The organism is Bacillus sp. DX4.1, from assembly GCF_030348195.1.
GTDB lineage: Bacteria > Bacillota > Bacilli > Bacillales > Bacillaceae_G > Bacillus_A.
In genome coordinates, this window is the sequence record NZ_JAUCFT010000006.1 from 63,083 (window position 1) to 81,872 (window position 18,790).

Sequence of the window (18,790 nt, forward strand, 5' to 3'; positions counted from 1 at the left end):
TGATTTATATGAATAGAAGAAAGAATGGTAGATTACAAAAAACAAAGAAAGTATTTATAACATCTGCTATTTTGACAACAACATTATTTACACCTATCGCTATAAATAGTTTGAATGTTTATGCTGAAACTGCAACGCAATATGAACAGAGGGAGTTCGACCTTCCAGGTACAGGTAGTTTTTGGGGTGAAGCAAAAAGGGAAAGAAGAAGTGAGCAAAAAAACTATATGCCAACAGGAATCTATGTAAAACCAAATGAACAGGTTACAATTGAAGTATCGGGAACGCAAAAGATTAGAGCGATTATTGGGACACATCAATATGATAAAGAATGGGGAAAAGAAATTGATCTTTCTCCTGGTTCTAATACCATCTCTTCTCCAAACGGCGGCTTATTAGGATTTGATAACTATCAAGATACAGGAACAGTTAAGGTGAAAGTAACACAAGGCGGTAGTCCTGTTCCATTCTTTGAATTAGGGAAGCACACGAAAGAAGACTGGATTGCCATGATGAACAAATATCCAGATGCACATGCGGTACAATTGAAATCAGAACGAGCAGTACTTACTGTCACTCGTAATAGTGCCAATAAATATATTGTGGATCAGAATCCTGAGCCTCTATTAAAAAAATATGATGAAATGATTCAAGCGCAAGATAAAATATCGGGATTATCTAAAACAGATCCTAATCCGTTACATCGTTCAACTCAGCGTATTTGGGCTTTTGTAGAAAATCCTAATAAACAAGAGTGGGGTATGTATGCAAGTTGGGATGGAGCCGTATTTACTACTGCTGGCGAAGCAATTAAAAGTACTTTAAATATAAATGAATTTGGATGGGGACAAATGCATGAAGCGGGACATGCAAGACAACAACACCCATGGACGTGGAATGATTTAAGAAATATGGGTGAAGTAACTGTTAATCTATATTCTTTAGCTGCACAAAAGCAATTATTCCCGAATCAACCAACACGTTTAGAAAAAGAGGGAGATTATGATAGAGCCTTTGCATACTTAAAACAAACGAATAAAGAATATAAAAATATTGATGACCTGTTTGTGAAACTTGTTATGATTTGGCAGCTTCATTTAGCATATGGCGATGATTTTTATCCAAATCTTCACAAACTATATCGAGAGTTACCAGAGGATCAACTTCCAAAAACGGACGAAGATAAAATACAAGCATTTATTTACAATACATCGAAAGTAGCAAAACAAAATTTACTTCCGTTTTTTGATAAATGGGGATTGAAAGCAACCCAAGAAACGAGACAAAAAGTAGAAGCTTTAAATAATCCAACATTAATTGCACCTATATGGGAAGCGACAGATGCTAAACCTGTTAAACCACTTGCTGTATTGTCCAAAAAAATAATGAAGGCAAGTGCCAACAGTGAGGAATCATGGCGTGATCCAGCAAGTAACGCAATTGATGATAATCCAAATACAATTTGGCATAGTCAATGGAGCACACCAAATCAATATCCATATAATTTAACGCTAGACCTCGGTGAAATACGAACGGTCACCCAAATAGCATGTCTCCCAAGACAAGATTGGTCGGAAAATGGTCGTATTTTAGGCTACAATATTTATACAAGCATGGATGGATCTAACTATAAAAAAGTATCTTCTGGAACATGGGAAAGTAATGGAGGAAAAGAATTTGCAACATTCGAACCTGTTTCTGCGAAATATGTAAAACTAGAAGTGACAAACGGAAGAAATGGATATGCTTCAGCAGCTGAAGTAGATATTCGGGGATACTAATCGTTTACACATATGAATGAGCACGTTATCGCAGGATGGATTTTCAAATGATTTGAGAAACAGCTCTGTGATAATGTGTTTTTTTAACATTTCATGTTTAGTTTTTACTTTGCAATTTCTGATACTGCTTTAGTACTCTAAAGTTTTTTTCGTAAATCATTACTATTTAAATGCCAATCAACAAAGCTTCGAAGTATTGTCTCAATTTTTCCCTTAGCATATTCATTTCTTATTAAATCTCCCTATGTCGGTTTATTAAATGGTACCGATAATCCAGCCGCAATATAAGTAGTCAGAGTGCAATATTATAAATTAGGGATGTTCAAAAAATTCGTTTTAAAATCGAATGAGAAATGGGACCAACTGTTTATAAAGGTATACCTTTATAAACGGTAGGTCCATATCTATGAAACATTGAAACATCAAGTTTATAAAGGTTATATAAAACATTTTATAAACGTTTATTTTCAATGAACAGCTTTATAAACGAAAATGGTATAATTGTGGTAACAAATGTAAGGAGAATACCAAACGTGGCAAATATTTATGGATATATACGTGTAAGCACAAAAGATCAAAATGAACAACGTCAATTACATAAGATGATGGAACGAGGAGTGGAAGCCCGACGTATTTTTGTCGATAAAGCAAGTGGACGACATTTTGATCGTCCTCAGTATCAATTATTACGAAAAATATTGAGTACAGGTGATATTATTTACATAGATGCCTTAGATCGTATGGGGCGTAATTATGATGAAGTAATTGCGGAGTGGAAATACATAACGAGAGAATTACAAGCAGATATAGTTGTTTTAGAAAATGAGACGCTGTTTGATAGTCGTAAATTCCGTGAGATGGGTGACATGGGACGATTAATGGAAGATCAATTTTTATCTTTGCTATCTTATGTTGCAGATCAAGAGCGTAAAAAGATTCACCAGAGACAAGCCGAAGGGATTGCAGTAGCAAAATCTCAAGGGAAGCATTTAGGACGTCCTCAGTTTAACCTTTCAACATTAAGCTCAAAGCAATTACTTCTAATAGAAGAAACTTATCCGAAGTGGAAAAATAGAGAAATAACTGGGGTTCAATTCATGGAGGTACTAGACTTGAAGAAAAATACTTTTTACAAAGTAATAAAAGAATATGAAAATACATTAAATGTCGGAGACTAAAATATGAAGAGTAAATTAATTATTGTGCTATGCCTTATAGGGATATTGGTTCCTAGTTCAAAAACTTTAGCAAATGGAGAAATTATTACAAAAAAAGAAGTGCGTAATTATTATTATATTGTAGATAAAGAAAACAACAATTATACGTGGAAAATTGGTTATAAAAGTTCTAATTCAATAATAAAGGAAAATAAGGAAAATGAGTCGAACTTAGAAGATTTTCGAAATGCCGTTAACAAATTAAGCCAACAAAATTTAGAATTGTATGTATCAATAGCATATTTGGTTATATTACTTTTAATTCTCTTAATATCTTTCATAAAAAAGAAGAATGATATTCCAAAATGGTTTTTGATATTCATGTTTGTTCTATTAATAATATCAATAAATGCTGTAGTGCAGACATCAATTAGTTTATCTGTAACAGATAAAGAAGTACAATTTCTTTATCTAAGACTAACTCACTAAAAAAAGATCCCCTAATATTGGGATCTTTTTTTTCAAAAGGCTAGTTTTTTGGTAACAAACTTTGCGCTTAAGGGGTACGTGAACATCGCCATCAAGCTAAGGTTTTGAAGTACCCCCTAAATGAAAATTTTCTTTCTCTACAGTTAGTTATTTTGAGAAGTCAGCTCATTTTTTTGTTTTGGGGGTGTTTACTTTTCTTAAGTTGATGGGCATGGGGTCTCGCCACATCGCTATCAAAACAATATTCCCTTAAAGTAAAAAAATACGCTATTCTTTCTGTAGAATCATAGGAAAGGATGGCGTTTTTGATATGAACTTATCGGTTTTTGATGAACTAGAATTGTTTTCTAAAGAGTTACAACGATATGTGTCACCTGATGCTTTAGAGCAATTAGCTAAAAATATAGGATTTGTTAAACGAAAAAGTAAATACCGCGCACAAGATTTAGTGGCCTTATGTATTTGGTTAAGTCAAAACATAGCTCATACGGTTCCGGTGCAAAAACTTCAAGATACATGCAAGTAACCTCTAAATTTTGGACATACTGATACTATTACTCTAAAAAAGGTGTGTGATCGGTATGAAAAAGGAAAATTTGTTCAAATGGAAGCATTATCAACCTGGTTCTGGTGCAAAAACTTAAGGACAATTGCAATGAATCTATAAATCTTGGACATACTGTTACTATTACTTTAGAAAGGGTGTGTGATTGGTATGGAAAAGGAAAATGTATTCAAATGGAAGGGTTCTGGTGCGAAAACTTCAAGATAATTGCAAGTAATCTCGAAATCTTGGACATACTGATACTATTACTCTAAAAAAGGTGCGTGATCAGTATGGAAAAGGGAAATTTATTCAAGTGGAAGCATTATCATCATGATATTATTTTGCAAACAGTAAGATGGTACCTACGGTACAACTTGAGCTTTCGTGATTTGGTGGAAATGATGGAGGAACGGGGCTTATCCGTTGCTCATACAACGATTATGCGTTGGGTTCATCAGTATGGTCCTGAATTAGACAAAAGAATCCGTCGTCATCTCAAGCAAACCAATGACTCTTGGAGAGTCGATGAAACATATATCAAAGTAAAAAGTCAATGGATGTACCTGTATCGTGCTGTCGATTCGAAAGGAAATACCATCGATTTTTACCTAAGCAAAGCAAGAAACCACAAGGCTGCAAAGCGATTCTTCAAGAAAGCTTTGCAGTCTTTTCATATTTCTGAGCCTCGTGTCGTGACAGTAGATAAGAATCCAGCTTATCCTATAGCAGTTGAAGAATTGAGAAAAGAAAAAAAGATGTCATTAGGCATCCAACTAAGGCAAGTGAAATATCTCAATAACATAGTGGAACAAGATCATCGGTTTATTAAAAAGCGAGTTCGTTCGATGTTAGGATTGAAATCCTTTCGCACAGCTACATCCATTATTTCTGGAATAGAAGCTATGCATATGGTAAAAAAAGGGCAACTTGTTTTACTGGACAAGTCTGTCCAAAATCAAGTGAAGTTCATCCATCAACTATTTGGAATTGCTGCTTAAGGCTAGATTCCACTAGGAAACTTTTCGCCTCTTTATATCTTTCCTAAGTATTTGCACCAGAACCGTTGTGTCCATATGATTATATTAACTCCAAATTTATGATATATTATAAAGAAGAATTCTAATTAGTTAATGCTCACTTAATAAAATACCTAGCTATGTATAAAACTAGTATATATTATATAAATCTTATTGATCTTTTATTCTAACCAAAGGGAAATGAACAATTAAATAGCTATAAGCATTTGAAGATAATATGTACATAGGGGAGTGATAATGTTGAAGTACATAGAAATAGGAATAGGAAATACTTGGTTAGTTAGGACGGAAACAGAGTTAAACGATGGAACTGAATATGAGGAAAAAGGTATAGTAAGACCGATAAAATTTCATTCATTATACGTAAGGATTTGGATTCGAAACACTGTATTTATATTCAACTTAAAAGAAGGCTTTAAAAAGGTAAAAAAAAATCGGAAAAAATTTAAAATCATTTTTGGTATAGTGAGTTTTTAGATGCTTTATTTGTAAACGATAACCTAAACATGTACACTTTTGTTTGTCTAAGGAAGTACAGAACCACTCATTCTTTTTATTCAAATAATCATTAATCTGATAAGATTTCCCAACAATGTCATTGACTGTGGTAGGGTGTAATATACGTTTTTCATAGCGCATATTAATCAACTAAAAGAACAGTTTTACATACTTCGGATTGATTGGAAAATAGCCAAATTTATCAATGATAAGTATTTTAGCTTAGATAAGTTTGTAAGCTTTTGACTTTGAATTTTGTTTGAATATTTAGCTTCATCTCTATATTAACCACTCAAGGTTAGTATGAAGGATTGAGTTAAAGTTGCCCATATTTAAGTTGTTATTTATATTATTGAATTTTTTATGGGAAATAGTAAAGTATAAAGAATTTTTTACACCGATTGATAATTCAATCGGTGTTTTCTATTTTAGAGTAGTTAAATAGATGGTTTATTGAACGTGTCTTATCCTTTACAGTGTGAGCAGGAGGATTAAAAAAGTGGAAATGCTTGATAATCGTGAACATTTCATCTTTAGATAAATATAAGGGGTATTTTTTTATTAGTCATTCAAAAGAATAATTTTTATTTTGTCAGCTTATATAAGTTAGGTATCGTTATAATAGACAGAATATTCTCTAGTTTATTTCTCAACTTCATGACATTGTAAATTTATTGTAAATTTATTGTAAATATTATAAATTATTATTTATATTTTATGATTTAGTCACATTGATAAATATTTAAAGAGGAGAGGGAAAAATGACAATTGTTCTATTAAATAGAGTAAGTAAAGAAAAAAAAAATTATATTGAATGGCTTAAAGATTCAAAAGAACAAATAATTATTTTAAATCATAAGGAAACCCTTCATACTTTTGATAGTAATGTCACAAAAAAAGGGTTTGACAACTTCTCTGATAATGGATTGGTGGATCTCGAAGTTATAGAATTACATAATAAAAAAGCAATTAAAGCTTTAATTGCTTTAGAGGAAAGTGAAATAATTAGGGCAGCTTCTTTGCGACAGTATTTAAATATTGAAGGACAACATTTAGAAAGTGCCCTTCATTTTCGAGATAAGTTTTTAATGAAATCACACTTGCAGAGGAATGGTGTTAAAATCCCTAATTTCAGAAAAATTAATAATCGGATAGACTTGATAGATTTTATAGAAAAAGAAAAATATCCTGTTATTGTAAAACCAAGAAGTAGTTGGTCATCTAAAGGTATACATGTACTATATGATAAGTATGATTTAAAAAAATGTTTATTAACGAATACTCTAGAAGATTATTTAGTAGAAAAATATATAGAAGCTCCAGTTTTTCATGTAGACGGATTGATTTTAAATAATAAGATAGAATTTATTTGCTCTTCAGCCTATATAAATACATGTCTTTCTTATAGGGAAAATATAGGAATGGGTTCAGTTTTATTTGAAGAGGATAATGAATTTGCAAATCAGTTAATGAATTTTGTAGAAGAAGCTCTTTTCAGAATGCCATTAGCTAAGGATATGTCTTTTCATGTTGAAGTTTTTTATGATAAGAGTAACGAAGAATTTCTAATATGTGAAATGGGGAGTAGAACTATTGGAGCTGGAACCGATAAGTTATTCGAATATTCCTTTAATTTAGATTTTGATAAAATAATAACTCAAGCTCAGTCTGATGTTGAAATAGATATGAATATTATCAAAAATAATGTATCTGGCCAACTGTTTATTCCCCCAAAAAAAGGCTTTCTAATGTCAATACCACAGGAGTTGCCTTTTGAATGGTGCTTTAATTATGAAATTAAAGGGATGATAGGTACATATTATGGAGGATCAAAAAAATCTACAGATTCATATGCAGTTGTCTATTTTGAAGGGCGAAATCAAGATGAACTTTTAAAGAGGGCTGAAGAAGTCGAAAAATACATTGTTGAGAATACTATTTGGGAGTTTAAATAGTATTTCTATTTAAACTTTATGTTTCGAATGAAGATAATAATTATAATAACTTTGTTGCATAATGCTAAGTGGCTTTATATGTTTTATTCTGAATAATAAAATAAAAGGGCGGTAGCGAACATGGGGGAAATTTTTACTGAGTCAAGTGTATGGGAATTCTTAAAACCAAGATTAGATAGTAATTTTACACCTTTAAGATCGATTAGGCTAAAAATAACTGATAGATGTCACTGGAATTGTTGGTGGTGTCATAATGAAGGAACAGGGGAAAGGAATCCTAAAATTACTAAAGATATTGAATTTAAAGGTGAATTTGCAGATGAGTTCTTGAATTTATGTGAAAAATTGAATATAAATGAGATTCATATTACTGGTGGGGAACCAAGTACGTACAAGGGACTGGTGGAATCTATAAAATTTTTAAAAAAGCATGGTTTTATAGTGAAAATGACTAGTATAGGAAATACCAAAGAAATAATGGATGAAATTTTTAATGCTGGAATAGATGGTATAAATTTTAGTTTACATGCGATTGAAACAGAAGAATTACACTCAACTCAAGTAGATCGTACTTTAAAGTGGACTAAAGTTCAACAAGATAGACAGTTTCAAAGTATACTATCTGCTAAAAAGGCAGGTATAAAGGTAAAGTTAAATACGGTAATGGCTTCACAAAAAGATATTCCTAGAATTAAACAAGTAATTGATTGGGCATTCGAAAACGATATTGATATGAGAATATTACCTGAAATTAATTTCTTGGAGAAGTCTGTAAATACCATTCGGAATTTTTTGAATTTTTATGGTGCAGTTGAAAAAAGAAGGCAATATACTCTGGGTGTTTCAAGTGGAACAATTTTTTATGATATACCAGGGAAAAAAGAAATAGGATTTAAAATTTTAATGCCTAGTTATTTAGATTCAATGTGTAATAGCTGTGATATGAAAAAGAATGGAACCTGCAGAGAATATTTCTATGGTATTCGTTTTGAAAATAAATTAGGTATGCACAATGTTCGTTTATGTGTACATAAGACTAATAGCGATACATATATGAGAATGGATGAATTTTTGGATAGTGAACAATTTAAAGAAATAAAAAATACACAGGAAGATTACAAAATGTAACCGTCAAGGCGAATTTTACACTTTAGGTTGTGATATAGCCCACTTGACATGGAGTCTCTACAGGTATGATAAATAGTCTTGAAGCCTTGGTGTTAAAAGAACCATGGCTGTTACAGAAAGGCTATCATACCTGTTTCTCTAAATAAGGTGGACGATAAATGTGGCTAAAAGTGTAAAGTTCATATTAGCGAAAACTGTAAAATTTATTCTGGCGTTTACACAAAAATTGTTTTTTTAATAAGTATGAAAAAAAGTGGGGTGCCTTTATGAAAGAAATTGAATTGAGATTTAAAATTGATGATGCAAATGAGATTTTGGACAAGTTGGAAAACTCAGAGTTTGAATTTTTGCTAGAAACGTTTCAAAAAGATGAATATTTTAAGCATAAAGGATTAGAAAAAGAAGAAGAAAAAAAAGGGGCATATATATATAGAATGAGACATGATTCTGTAAAAGGAATTAGTGCTGTTAAAAAGTTAACTTTTGAACCAGGGGTATGGGAAGAATTTGAAGTTAATGTAGAAGGGAAAAATGCAGAGTTTATCCAAATGTTATTAAAAGATTCTATGTCCTCTATTTTAACTATAGATAAATCTAGAAAGAGTTTTCAAAAAGATGACTTTTCTATAAATGTTGATGTTATTAAAGGGTTAGGAGAGTTTATTGAAGTAGAGTTACTTGCAGAGGATAATACGGAAAAAGAGATCAAAAGGATTGAAGCATTAATGATTTCTTTGGGTATAGATAAATCAAAGATTATTAAAGATGGTTATGTAACTTTAGTGAAAAAAGAGAAGGGGCTATTATGAACTATATGACATCTAAAGAAATTATTAATAAATTTATAAACTTTTTTTTAAACGTTAATTATAGTTTGTTAAGTGAAAAAAAAATTGTGCGTTCTAAAAAAGAAGAAACATATTTTAATATGTCTGCCATAGCAGCCAATATAGATTTATTTAATGATTTAAATAATGAGCAAGATATAAATAGAAACTTTGTTACTAAACAACAAGTTTTTTTTAGCAATAAGTTAGATGGAGTAGGAAACACACCTCTAGCTAATCCGACTGAAGTTTCGTTAAGCATTTTTAATAAACAAAATTACTCGCCTTCCTTAACAATAAAGCATATATTGGAATTTTTAGGGGAGATAGGGATACAAAAAGAAAAATTGTTATTCCGTATAGCTAATAATGATGTTATAAAAAATGCATACCTTTCTGAAGGTATAACTGAAAAACAAATATTTATTTGGGATAAAATGGAGGTTTTTAATATAGGGGATAATAGACCAAAAGGCTTTTATACATACCCTTATTATAAATATAAAAATGGCTGTGTCCCATTAGGGTCAATTTCCTTTATTAATCATAATGGTTATTGGACTTCTGATGTTGCAATTTTTCAAGAACGTCTTTCTTTAATTTTAAATAACTTGGACAAGGTAGTAGAAATAGATGCTATTTCACCATTATATGCTTATTTAAGCGAGGAGCTAAATTTTGATGATGAATACACTATGAGAATAACTTTATTTTTGAGAGCAATTGCATTTTTGGTGAAAGATGGTTTAACGGATGTAAGTAGCAGTTATCAAGGTCATTTTTTGAAAAAGTTAATGAGAGAAATCGGGGCGCTTTTGGGTAAAATGCAGTTTTCAAATCAGCAAAAAACAATAATCTTTAAATTATTGAACAATTGTTTATACTATCAAGGATATAATTTAGAAAAAAATGAACAACATATTATAAGAATCATAGATAATATTAATAAATATTCTCAAAATATTTCACTATCCATTGAACAAGAGGTGAAAAAATATAGAAGAGGTCAACAGATAGATATACCATATTTAAGCCAAACATTAGGAATAAAACCAGAGTGGTTAATTGTAGATAAAAATGTAGAAGAACAAATTAATGTGGAGGCAAAGAAATATATTAAGGTCAGGAATTCTATTCGAAATCGGGCTTTGAGCTTAGATGTATCTAAAAAAATTGATCTTGTCGAACTGTTATCGGAAAAATAATGTGTAAAGGAGAAATATTATGGAGAAACACATTTTAATTTTAGGTGGATTTTCAGAAATTCATAAGAGATTGAAGAAATTAGGAGTTCAAATTAGCATATTTAATGATACCAAGAGTATAAAGCCTTATTATTCTGAAATTTATGACAGGGTGATTGCAGTACCAACAATAGAGAGTGAAGAAGCCTTTGTAGAGTTTGCAAAAGTGTTACATAAAATAAAACCAATAGATTATATTACGACATTTCATGAAAATTTCCGTGAGACAGCAGTACAAATAGCAAAGGAATTAGATGTTAATTATGCATATCAGTTAGAAACGATAAAGTTAGTAAATAATAAGTTTTTTCTTAGGGAAAAATTGAGGGAATTAGGTATTGATAATACAAAAAGTGCAATTGTTAATTCTTTTGAAGAGTTGAGAAGATTTATAGAGAGAGTGAATGGTACTATTATATTAAAACCATTGAATTCTTCTGGAAGTACAGGTATATGGAAAATTGAAGGAGTATATGACGAGCTTGAAAAAGATTTTTTAAAGTATAAAAAAGCCTTTTCACAGTTTCAAATATGCGCAGAAGAATTTATTTATGGTAACGAATACAGTGTGGAAGCTTTTACTGAAAATAATGAACATAAAATTTACTGTATTACTCAAAAATATAAAAATGAAGAGAATTTTGTAGAGGTAGGACATACAGTTCCTAGTGTGTTAAGTGAGTCTCAAGAACAAGGGATAAAAAACTTTGTTACATCGATTTTAGATGCTATACAATTAACAAATGGCCCATCCCACACTGAAATAATATTAACTAGCGATGGTCCTAAGGTAGTAGAAACACATATTCGTTTAGGCGGAGACATGCTTACAAAATTATATGAGATCGTAAGTGAGGGAATAGATATTTTAGAGATGACAGCACGGAATGCAGTAGGTGAAAGTGTAATCGATAAAATAAGAGATATATCAAATTATAATCACTATGCTTCTATTTGGTATAAAGAAGGGCTGCCTGGAAAAATAGAAAAAATTAATACTGAAATAGATATTGAAACGGATAAAAATATTAAAGAAATATCTATTTTAGTAAGAGAAGGTGATATTATGAAGAATTTAAATAGCAGTGTTGGTAGAATGGCATATGTTATTGCTACAGGTGATTCGGATGAGAGTTCGGTATCAAGGGCAAAAAAAGCTATAGAAAAAATAAGCATCTCAATGATGTAGTATTGGTATAACTAATGAAGGAGAAAGATGGAATTTTAATATTCAAAGAATTTCATACTAATATAAAAATTAGATTAGTATGTTCGTTTTTTAATCGGTTGGCTACGAGAGCAATATTGCCTTTTATGGCATTGTATTTTTCTGAAGAACTAGGTAAGTTGATAACGGGTATGTTGATGACAATTAATATAATACTACAATTTGCCTCATCGCTTGTTGGTGGTTATTTAGCTGATAAATTTCCAAGAAAAAAAGTTTTATTAATTGGACAATTGAGTAACTCCATATGCTATTTGGGTATGGCCATTTTCATATATCCAAAATTTAATGTGGCTTGGGGAGTATTATTGTTTTTTATGTTAAGTGCTTGTGTTGGTAGCTTACATAAATCTGCTATGGATGCCATTATAGTAGATTCAACAGATGAACAGAATAGAAAAAAAGTGCTTACTTACGATTATTGGTTGGTTAACTTAGCTTTTGCTTTAGGGATGATTATGGGTGGTTTTTTTTATAAAAACTATAAATTTGAATTGTTTTCTATATTAACAATATTTTTGTTCGTTACCACATATGTATATCAGAAATATATAACAGAAAATAAAAATCATAATTTAGAGGAACTAGGACAATCTAGAGGTATTAAAGGTTTGTTTCATAATTATGTCTTAGCTATAAAAGATAAGCGATGGTTGCTGTTTGTTTGTGGTGGGATTTTTATATATTCAGCAGAATTTTCAATGGGTAATTATATAGGTGTACGTTTAGCAGAGGAGTTTATTCCAATTGAAGTATGGAAGTTTCAATTGGACGGTATAAAGATGTTGAGTTTATTACAGGTGGAAAATACGTTATTGGTAGTAACTCTAACCTTTGTAGTGAGTAATTTTACCAAAAGGTGTAATGAAAAAATTATTTTTATGGTAGGGTTATTAATGAATATATTAGGCTATGGAGTGGTAGCGTATTCGAATCAATGGGTTATATTGATAGTTTTCATTTTTATAGCCACTATAGGCGAATTAATATATTCCCCAATAAGACAGGTGAAACAAGTAGATTTGATACCGAAAAATAAAAGAGCTTCTTATTTTGCTTTAGGATCTTTTTCAATACAAGGGGCATCAATTATTGCTAGTATAGGTATTACTATGGGGGCGTTCTTACAATCGGAACTTATGTCTGTAGTTATTGTGTTTTTAGGGATTTTGGGTATTATATTAACATATAGTGCTGTGTATTTAAACAAAATAAAGAATTATCCTAAAAAAAAGTCAGTTTAGGAAGTTCTGGTGTGAAGAATGAGAAAATTATTGAAAGTAGAAAATATTAATCAGAGCTAATGAGAGTCATAGTATTTATCATGAATTAGATAAAGGATCAGTCCAATAATTTGAAATACGGTAATAAAAGGGTTCTGGTGCAAAAATAAATTATAAAAAAAGTAGGACCTGAATTTCCTACTAAATTACAGATTATGATGCGATACCAAACAATTTATCAATGAAATCTTTTTGATTTTGGGCAGACTTTACCCCTTGATGAAGTTGCTTCTTTTTCATCATATGCATCGCTTCTATGCCACTCAGTATGTAAGTGGCTGTACGAAATGATTTGAATCCTAACATCGAACGCACTCGCTTTTTAATAAATCGATGATCTTGTTCCACGATGTTATTGAGATATTTCACTCGCCTTATTTGGATGCCTACAGGCATCTTTTTTTCATTCTTCAACTCTTCAATTGCTATAGGATAGGCGGGATTCTTATCAATGGTTATCACACGAGGCTGTGAAACATGAAAAGACTGCAAAGCTTTCTTGAAGAAACGCTTTGCAGCCTTGTGATTTCTTGTTTTGCTTAGGTAGAAATCAATGGTGTTTCCTTCTGAATCAACTGCACGATATAAATACATCCACTTTCCTTTGACCTTAATATACGTCTCGTCTACTCGCCAAGAATCATTCGTTTTCTTAAGATGACGACGAACTCTCTTATCTAACTCAGGACCATATTGGTGAACCCAACGCATAATCGTTGTATGAGCAATGGATAAGCCCCGTTCCTCCATCATTTCGACTAAATCACGAAAACTGAGGTTGTACCGTAGGTACCATCTTACCGTTAATAAGATAACATCAGGCTGATAATGTTTCCACTTGAATACATGTTCCTTTGCCATACCGATCACACCTTTTCTAGAGTAATAGGATCAGTATGTCCAAGTGTTAGAGATTACTTACACGTATATTAAAGTTTTTGCACCAGAACCGTTTTTATATTTGAAGAAGTTGACTAATAGTAGTATACAAATACAATTGACGAGAACAATTCAAACAATATAGTAAAATATAAATAGTGAATAGAGGTAAATATATTATGATTTTAAAACTATTATTTATACTTTTTGGAGTAGTCTTAGTATTATGGGGTACATATAGAATGAAAACGGATGATGCATTTGTAGGAAAAACTCAAACAAGAAAAAATATATTCAATTTCTTAATTTTAGGAGAGGCGTCTGGACTCGGACAATTATTAGGTGGAATATTATGTATAATTTTAGGGGTTGTATCTTTTTTTATTAAGTAATTGATAAAATTAAGAATTAAGCGATGTTTTAACCGAACGTGGCTGGTTAGTAACGAAAGCAAAAGAGGAGATAATAGCTGAGATAGAACAGCGCTGGATTGAAAACATAGGTGCGGAACGAATGCAAATGCTCAAAGACGATTTAACAAAATTAGTTTATGAAGCAAATGAAGGTAAATTATCATCAAAGTTAAGACCTGTTTAGTAAATATAGAGTTTATAAAGGGGAGTAACCGTACACCCATTAACTTAAGAAACAGATAATACCCCAAACGATAAAAGTAAGCATTTTTCTATCCATATGGAAACAAAATTTTCGTTATGGGGGTATCTCAAAATCTTAGCTTGATGGGTATGGGGTAAGACCACATCGCTATCAAGCTAATAAAAAGAAATACCCTCAAAATGAATAAAATACGTTATTCTTTCTGTAGAATCATAGGAAAGGATGGCGTTTTTTGTATGTCTATTTCTGTATCTGATGAACTACAACTATTTGCACAGGAGATTCAGAGTCTTTTATCCCCAAATACCTTACAGAATCTAGCTAGAGATGTTGGGTTTGTACAGCGAACAAGTAAATACCAAGCAAAAGATTTAGTAGCTTTATGTGTATGGGTGAGCCAAAATGTAGCTATGACTTCTTTAACTCAGTTATCTAGCTGTTTAGAAGCATCAACAGCAGTACTCATCAGTCCTGAGGGACTGAATCAACGATTTAATAAGGAGGCCGTCCAACTTTTACAACACCTACTAGCCGAACTACTAAGCAAAAAATTGGCCGCATCTATGCCGATTTCTTCTCCATACACTTCTGTTTTCAAGCGTATTCGTATTTTAGATTCAACTGCATTTCAACTCCCGGATGTATTTTCATCGGTTTATCCAGGTGCAGGAGGCTGCAGCCATACAGCTGGGATAAAAATTCAACTTGAGTATGATTTGTTAAGTGGACAGTTCCTTCATATTCATACAGGTCCAGGTAAACAACATGATCGTACTTACGGCTCTCTGTGTGCCCCAACTGTGACAGCGAATGATTTATGTATCCGAGATTTAGGTTATTTTCATTTAAAAGACCTTCAATATATACAAGATAAAGAGGCCTACTATATCTCTCGTATCAAGTCGAATACACGTATTTATCAAAAAAATCCTAACCCTGATTATTTTCAAGATGGAAGAATTAAGAAAGGTACAGAGTATATACAGATAGATATGGAGACGTTAATGAACTCCCTTCAACCAGGACAAACATGTGAAATAGCTGATGCTTATGTAGGAATGATTGATAAAGTGCCAGCTCGTGTAATTGTTCATCGATTAACAAAACAACAGCAACAAAAACGATTACAAGATCAAGCTGTAAGAGAAAAAAAGAAAGGAATGAAGTATTCTCCTCGTAGTAAACGACTCAGTGGTATCAATGTATATATGACAAACACCCCTACAGATATTGTCCCGATGGGACAGGTACATGACTGGTATTCTTTGCGTTGGCAAATCGAAATTTTATTTAAAACGTGGAAATCATTCTTTCATATTCATCATTGTAAAAAGATAAAACGCGAACGATTGGAATGCCATTTGTATGGGCAACTAATTGCCATTCTACTCTGTTCTTCTACCATGTTTCAAATGCGGCAATTACTTCTTATAAAAAAGAAACGAGAACTGAGTGAATATAAGGCCATATATATGATTAAAGATTACTTTCTTCTTCTTTTCCAAGCTATACAGAAAGACACCCAAGAGCTATCAAAGATTCTGATTCGCTTGTTCAACCTTCTACAGCAAAACGGACAAAAATCTCATCGATATGAGAAGAAAACAGTCTTTGATATATTAGGTGTCGTTTACAATTGTACCATGTCTGATAATCAAGCGGCTTAATTCAAAAAAATGAAACCTGTTAGGGTTTATTTGGTATGCAAATCTTTAAATCCCTTACACGTAGCCTCTAAACAAAGAAACAACCTCTACTATAATTGACGTTGTATGAGCTTAGCTTGATAGTGATGGGGTAAGACCAACCAGTCTGTCCAAAATCAAAAAGAGTTCATCCACCAAGTGTTTGGACTTATAGCATAAAATACGATTCCGTTAGGAGTTTACTATTCTCCGTGTTATTCTTCATATTTTTGCACCAGAACCCTTTAGTCCACCTTTAGGCATGGGACATTCTGTCTTTCCTCTTACTTGGTAGCCATTTGGTGAAACTTTTTTACAAATAATTCAACTATGTTTCAAACCAACAATATTTTCTCTTTTTACAAATTATAGTTAAAAAGTTAGGCTTCAAACTCTTTCCTTTAAAAGTTCATAAAAATGTTTTAATATGTTTAATTATGCCATTTCCTTATTCAAGAAATTAGTCTATAATTTTCTAAGGAATATTATGGGGATAGAGGAGTTTATGCAAGAATATGGAGATAAGAAAGTTACATTATTTAATTGAAAAAAGAAAAGAAGAATTAATTGAGCTTGTTAAACACTATGGTTTTTGTCATCCTAGGGTGCTAAAATTTAGCCAAGATCTAGATAAATTAATTATTCGTATGATGAAGCAAAGTGAAATACGTGACATTATTACAAAAGCAAACATTAATACATGTAAAAAATAAAAATTCTATAATTTTACCTCTTATATTTATATATCAATCTATACAGAACTTATTTCGTGAAATGTTTATAAAATAAATATATTTCTAGATCCTTTTAACTGGTTCGGTTGAGGTGTAGGTACAAGCATTAAATAAGAACTGCATTCGTTAAAAATTAACAAAGAAAATTAACATAACTAATAGCAAAAAAAGAAGCGGAAACCGCTCTTTTTTGTTCATTCTCTAAGCGTTAGCATAGCAGGTGAGTAGTTCACGAGATGCTCACAATCTAATTTTATTTAAAAATGAAATCTTATTAATTGTAAATAATGCATAATCTAAAGTTGTAGTTCTAATTAATATACAATCTGATTCACCACTTTGTGTTCCTATCTTTACTAACTTTTTCTTTTCAGGAACATAGTCATTATCCTCAATAATCTCAACAATGTCCTCTAACAGAATATTAATTTCTGCAGTTTGCCATTCAATTGTTAATTGTTCATGTGTCTTTGTTACCTTAATATCTTGCATATAACTCTATTACCTACCTAATAAATTTAAATTTCATTATAAATGAATACAACGAAATTATATCAAAAAGTTATAAAAACAGCTACAATTTTTTATTCTTAAACAAAGCACCAAGATTCCTATTTGTTAATTAAAAAACCAGGGATTATTACCCCTGGTGTCTCAAAAAAAAATGTTTTAGACCATAGAAAAAAGTATTAAACTGTTAAAAAATAGTTGTAGACTGAAAAGGTGTTTTCTGTACATGAAAGCACTTTTCGCTAACATAAAACCAAAGGGTTCTGTTGCAAAGTTTCCGAAGACATAAAGAGATGGGGAATATTGCGGACCAGTTTTATGAAACTATTAATAATTCATGTAATGCGTTATACGTCGAAAAAACGAAGTTTGGTTGAAGACTTCGCTTTTGTTTGTATATGGCATGAACAGTTTCTATACCTTTAATAGTACGTGAGGCATGGCGAAGACTTTGAAAGCCTAAGGAACGGGAAAATCGACGTTTCACATGTCGATGATCTTGCTCGATGATATTATTGAGGTACTTTATTGTACGATGAAAGGTATTTTTGTAAAGACCTATCTCCTTTAATTTTTTGAATGCGGAAGCTAAAGAAGGAGCCTTATCTGTCGTCAGAACCGTTGGTTCTCCAAAAGTTCGAGCGAGTCTTTTCATAAAAGCATATGCTGCTTGTTTGTCTCGTTTTTGACGAAGTTGAATATCAAGTGTTTGTCCCTCTTTATCAATTGCTCGATATAAATAACACCACTTTCCTTTAATTTTGATATAGGTTTCATCCAAACGCCAAGATAACAATGTGTTTTTGTTTTTCTTCTTCCAAATTTGATAGATAAGATTTCCATATTCATGAACCCAGCGCATGATCGTTGTTGGATGAATCGAAATACCACGTTCCTTCAGAATTTCAGACACATCGCGATAACTTAAAGAAAAACGACAATAGTAGCCAACGGCTACCAAGATAATACCTTTCTCGAACTGTTTTCCTTTAAAATATCCCATCTGTTATGCTCCTCGTTTGCTTTTTCCAGAGTTTAGCCCAGTTTAGAAAACTTTGCAATAGAACCTAAAAGTTTCACTTTATAAAATAAAAGGTATAAAAAACAGAATGCAGTGATTTCACTCATAGTATCCTTTTTCAGCATAGTTTATCATTTAAGAGAAGAGTGAGTATGCAAAATTTATTTTA

Annotated in this window: 17 protein-coding genes and 2 pseudogenes; 16 read left to right on the plus strand and 3 right to left on the minus strand. The window is 31.6% G+C overall.

Annotation, left to right across the window (positions count from 1 at the left end):
* Positions 1–8 precede the first annotated feature (8 nt).
* From QUF99_RS00470 to QUF99_RS00525, 12 genes and pseudogenes are all read left to right on the plus strand, one after another.
* Positions 9–1,781 (plus strand): M60 family metallopeptidase, encoded by a 1,773-nt coding sequence (locus QUF99_RS00470; protein ID WP_289368030.1) that lies wholly within the window; start codon positions 9–11, stop codon positions 1,779–1,781.
* A 503-nt stretch (positions 1,782–2,284) separates the two neighbouring features.
* Positions 2,285–2,959: a recombinase family protein gene (locus QUF99_RS00475; RefSeq protein WP_289368031.1), complete on the plus strand. Its 675-nt coding sequence runs from the start codon at positions 2,285–2,287 to the stop codon at positions 2,957–2,959.
* A gap of 3 nt (positions 2,960–2,962) precedes the next feature.
* Positions 2,963–3,427: a hypothetical protein gene (locus QUF99_RS00480; protein WP_289368032.1), complete on the plus strand. Its 465-nt coding sequence runs from the start codon at positions 2,963–2,965 to the stop codon at positions 3,425–3,427.
* A 310-nt stretch (positions 3,428–3,737) separates the two neighbouring features.
* Positions 3,738–3,917 (plus strand): annotated as a pseudogene (locus QUF99_RS00485) (IS4 family transposase); the annotation flags it as partial.
* 347 nt (positions 3,918–4,264) lie between these two features.
* The gene (locus QUF99_RS00490; protein ID WP_289368033.1) at positions 4,265–4,972 is read left to right on the plus strand and encodes an IS6 family transposase; all 708 of its coding nucleotides are present in this window, start codon (positions 4,265–4,267) and stop codon (positions 4,970–4,972) included.
* 279 nt (positions 4,973–5,251) lie between these two features.
* Positions 5,252–5,488 carry a DUF3977 family protein gene (locus tag QUF99_RS00495; protein WP_289368370.1) on the plus strand — a complete coding sequence of 79 codons (237 nt, stop codon included), beginning with the start codon at positions 5,252–5,254 and terminating at the stop codon, positions 5,486–5,488.
* Between the two features lie 782 nt (positions 5,489–6,270).
* Positions 6,271–7,464, plus strand: a complete 1,194-nt coding sequence (locus tag QUF99_RS00500; protein WP_289368034.1) for an ATP-grasp domain-containing protein — start codon at positions 6,271–6,273, stop codon at positions 7,462–7,464.
* A 120-nt stretch (positions 7,465–7,584) separates the two neighbouring features.
* Positions 7,585–8,592, plus strand: coding sequence for a radical SAM protein (locus QUF99_RS00505; protein ID WP_289368035.1), 1,008 nt, complete (start codon positions 7,585–7,587; stop codon positions 8,590–8,592).
* Between the two features lie 266 nt (positions 8,593–8,858).
* A complete protein-coding gene (cyaB, locus tag QUF99_RS00510) occupies positions 8,859–9,401 on the plus strand; it encodes a class IV adenylate cyclase (protein WP_289368036.1) in 543 nt (180 codons plus the stop codon).
* Positions 9,398–10,624 carry a hypothetical protein gene (locus tag QUF99_RS00515; protein ID WP_289368037.1) on the plus strand — a complete coding sequence of 409 codons (1,227 nt, stop codon included), beginning with the start codon at positions 9,398–9,400 and terminating at the stop codon, positions 10,622–10,624. Before cyaB ends, QUF99_RS00515 begins: the two co-directional genes overlap by 4 nt.
* A gap of 19 nt (positions 10,625–10,643) precedes the next feature.
* A complete protein-coding gene (locus QUF99_RS00520; RefSeq protein ID WP_289368038.1) occupies positions 10,644–11,852 on the plus strand; it encodes an ATP-grasp domain-containing protein in 1,209 nt (402 codons plus the stop codon).
* 14 nt (positions 11,853–11,866) lie between these two features.
* Positions 11,867–13,135, plus strand: a complete 1,269-nt coding sequence (locus QUF99_RS00525; protein ID WP_289368039.1) for an MDR family MFS transporter — start codon at positions 11,867–11,869, stop codon at positions 13,133–13,135.
* Positions 13,136–13,327: 192 nt separating this feature from the next.
* On the opposite strand, the gene QUF99_RS00530 is transcribed toward QUF99_RS00525, so the two are convergent.
* Positions 13,328–14,035: an IS6 family transposase gene (locus tag QUF99_RS00530; RefSeq protein ID WP_286125542.1), complete on the minus strand. Its 708-nt coding sequence runs from the start codon at positions 14,033–14,035 to the stop codon at positions 13,328–13,330.
* A gap of 197 nt (positions 14,036–14,232) precedes the next feature.
* On the opposite strand from QUF99_RS00530, the gene QUF99_RS00535 reads away from it, so the two are divergent.
* The 4 genes and pseudogenes from QUF99_RS00535 to QUF99_RS00550 all read left to right on the plus strand — a co-directional run bounded on the left by QUF99_RS00535 (position 14,233) and on the right by QUF99_RS00550 (position 17,069).
* Complete coding sequence (locus tag QUF99_RS00535) at positions 14,233–14,445, plus strand: hypothetical protein (protein WP_289368040.1); 213 nt, start codon at positions 14,233–14,235, stop codon at positions 14,443–14,445.
* A gap of 25 nt (positions 14,446–14,470) precedes the next feature.
* Positions 14,471–14,650, plus strand: a pseudogene (locus QUF99_RS00540) (MarR family winged helix-turn-helix transcriptional regulator); the annotation flags it as partial.
* A gap of 257 nt (positions 14,651–14,907) precedes the next feature.
* A complete protein-coding gene (locus QUF99_RS00545; protein ID WP_289368041.1) occupies positions 14,908–16,338 on the plus strand; it encodes an IS4 family transposase in 1,431 nt (476 codons plus the stop codon).
* Between the two features lie 533 nt (positions 16,339–16,871).
* Positions 16,872–17,069, plus strand: a complete 198-nt coding sequence (locus QUF99_RS00550; protein ID WP_289368043.1) for an aspartyl-phosphate phosphatase Spo0E family protein — start codon at positions 16,872–16,874, stop codon at positions 17,067–17,069.
* Between the two features lie 261 nt (positions 17,070–17,330).
* On the opposite strand, the gene QUF99_RS00555 is transcribed toward QUF99_RS00550, so the two are convergent.
* Both QUF99_RS00555 and QUF99_RS00560 read right to left on the minus strand, forming a co-directional pair.
* Entirely contained in the window at positions 17,331–17,582 is a 252-nt protein-coding gene (locus QUF99_RS00555; RefSeq protein WP_289368044.1) for a SunI/YnzG family protein, read from the minus strand.
* A 334-nt stretch (positions 17,583–17,916) separates the two neighbouring features.
* Positions 17,917–18,603, minus strand: coding sequence for an IS6 family transposase (locus QUF99_RS00560; RefSeq protein WP_289368046.1), 687 nt, complete (start codon positions 18,601–18,603; stop codon positions 17,917–17,919).
* Positions 18,604–18,790: the final 187 nt, after the last annotated feature.

Bases quoted from the DNA above. Each gene is read 5' to 3' on its own strand.
- QUF99_RS00520 (WP_289368038.1), top strand. From the start codon at position 10,644: ATGGAGAAACACATTTTAATTTTAGGTGGATTTTCAGAAATTCATAAG.
- QUF99_RS00470 (WP_289368030.1), top strand. From the start codon at position 9: ATGAATAGAAGAAAGAATGGTAGATTACAAAAAACAAAGAAAGTATTT.
- QUF99_RS00480 (WP_289368032.1), top strand. From the start codon at position 2,963: ATGAAGAGTAAATTAATTATTGTGCTATGCCTTATAGGGATATTGGTT.
- QUF99_RS00530 (WP_286125542.1), bottom strand. From the start codon at position 14,035: ATGGCAAAGGAACATGTATTCAAGTGGAAACATTATCAGCCTGATGTT.
- QUF99_RS00525 (WP_289368039.1), top strand. From the start codon at position 11,867: ATGAAGGAGAAAGATGGAATTTTAATATTCAAAGAATTTCATACTAAT.
- QUF99_RS00555 (WP_289368044.1), bottom strand. From the start codon at position 17,582: ATGCAAGATATTAAGGTAACAAAGACACATGAACAATTAACAATTGAA.
- QUF99_RS00500 (WP_289368034.1), top strand. From the start codon at position 6,271: ATGACAATTGTTCTATTAAATAGAGTAAGTAAAGAAAAAAAAAATTAT.
- QUF99_RS00560 (WP_289368046.1), bottom strand. From the start codon at position 18,603: ATGGGATATTTTAAAGGAAAACAGTTCGAGAAAGGTATTATCTTGGTA.
- QUF99_RS00550 (WP_289368043.1), top strand. From the start codon at position 16,872: ATGGAGATAAGAAAGTTACATTATTTAATTGAAAAAAGAAAAGAAGAA.
- QUF99_RS00515 (WP_289368037.1), top strand. From the start codon at position 9,398: ATGAACTATATGACATCTAAAGAAATTATTAATAAATTTATAAACTTT.
- QUF99_RS00535 (WP_289368040.1), top strand. From the start codon at position 14,233: ATGATTTTAAAACTATTATTTATACTTTTTGGAGTAGTCTTAGTATTA.
- QUF99_RS00545 (WP_289368041.1), top strand. From the start codon at position 14,908: ATGTCTATTTCTGTATCTGATGAACTACAACTATTTGCACAGGAGATT.
- QUF99_RS00490 (WP_289368033.1), top strand. From the start codon at position 4,265: ATGGAAAAGGGAAATTTATTCAAGTGGAAGCATTATCATCATGATATT.
- cyaB (WP_289368036.1), top strand. From the start codon at position 8,859: ATGAAAGAAATTGAATTGAGATTTAAAATTGATGATGCAAATGAGATT.
- QUF99_RS00505 (WP_289368035.1), top strand. From the start codon at position 7,585: ATGGGGGAAATTTTTACTGAGTCAAGTGTATGGGAATTCTTAAAACCA.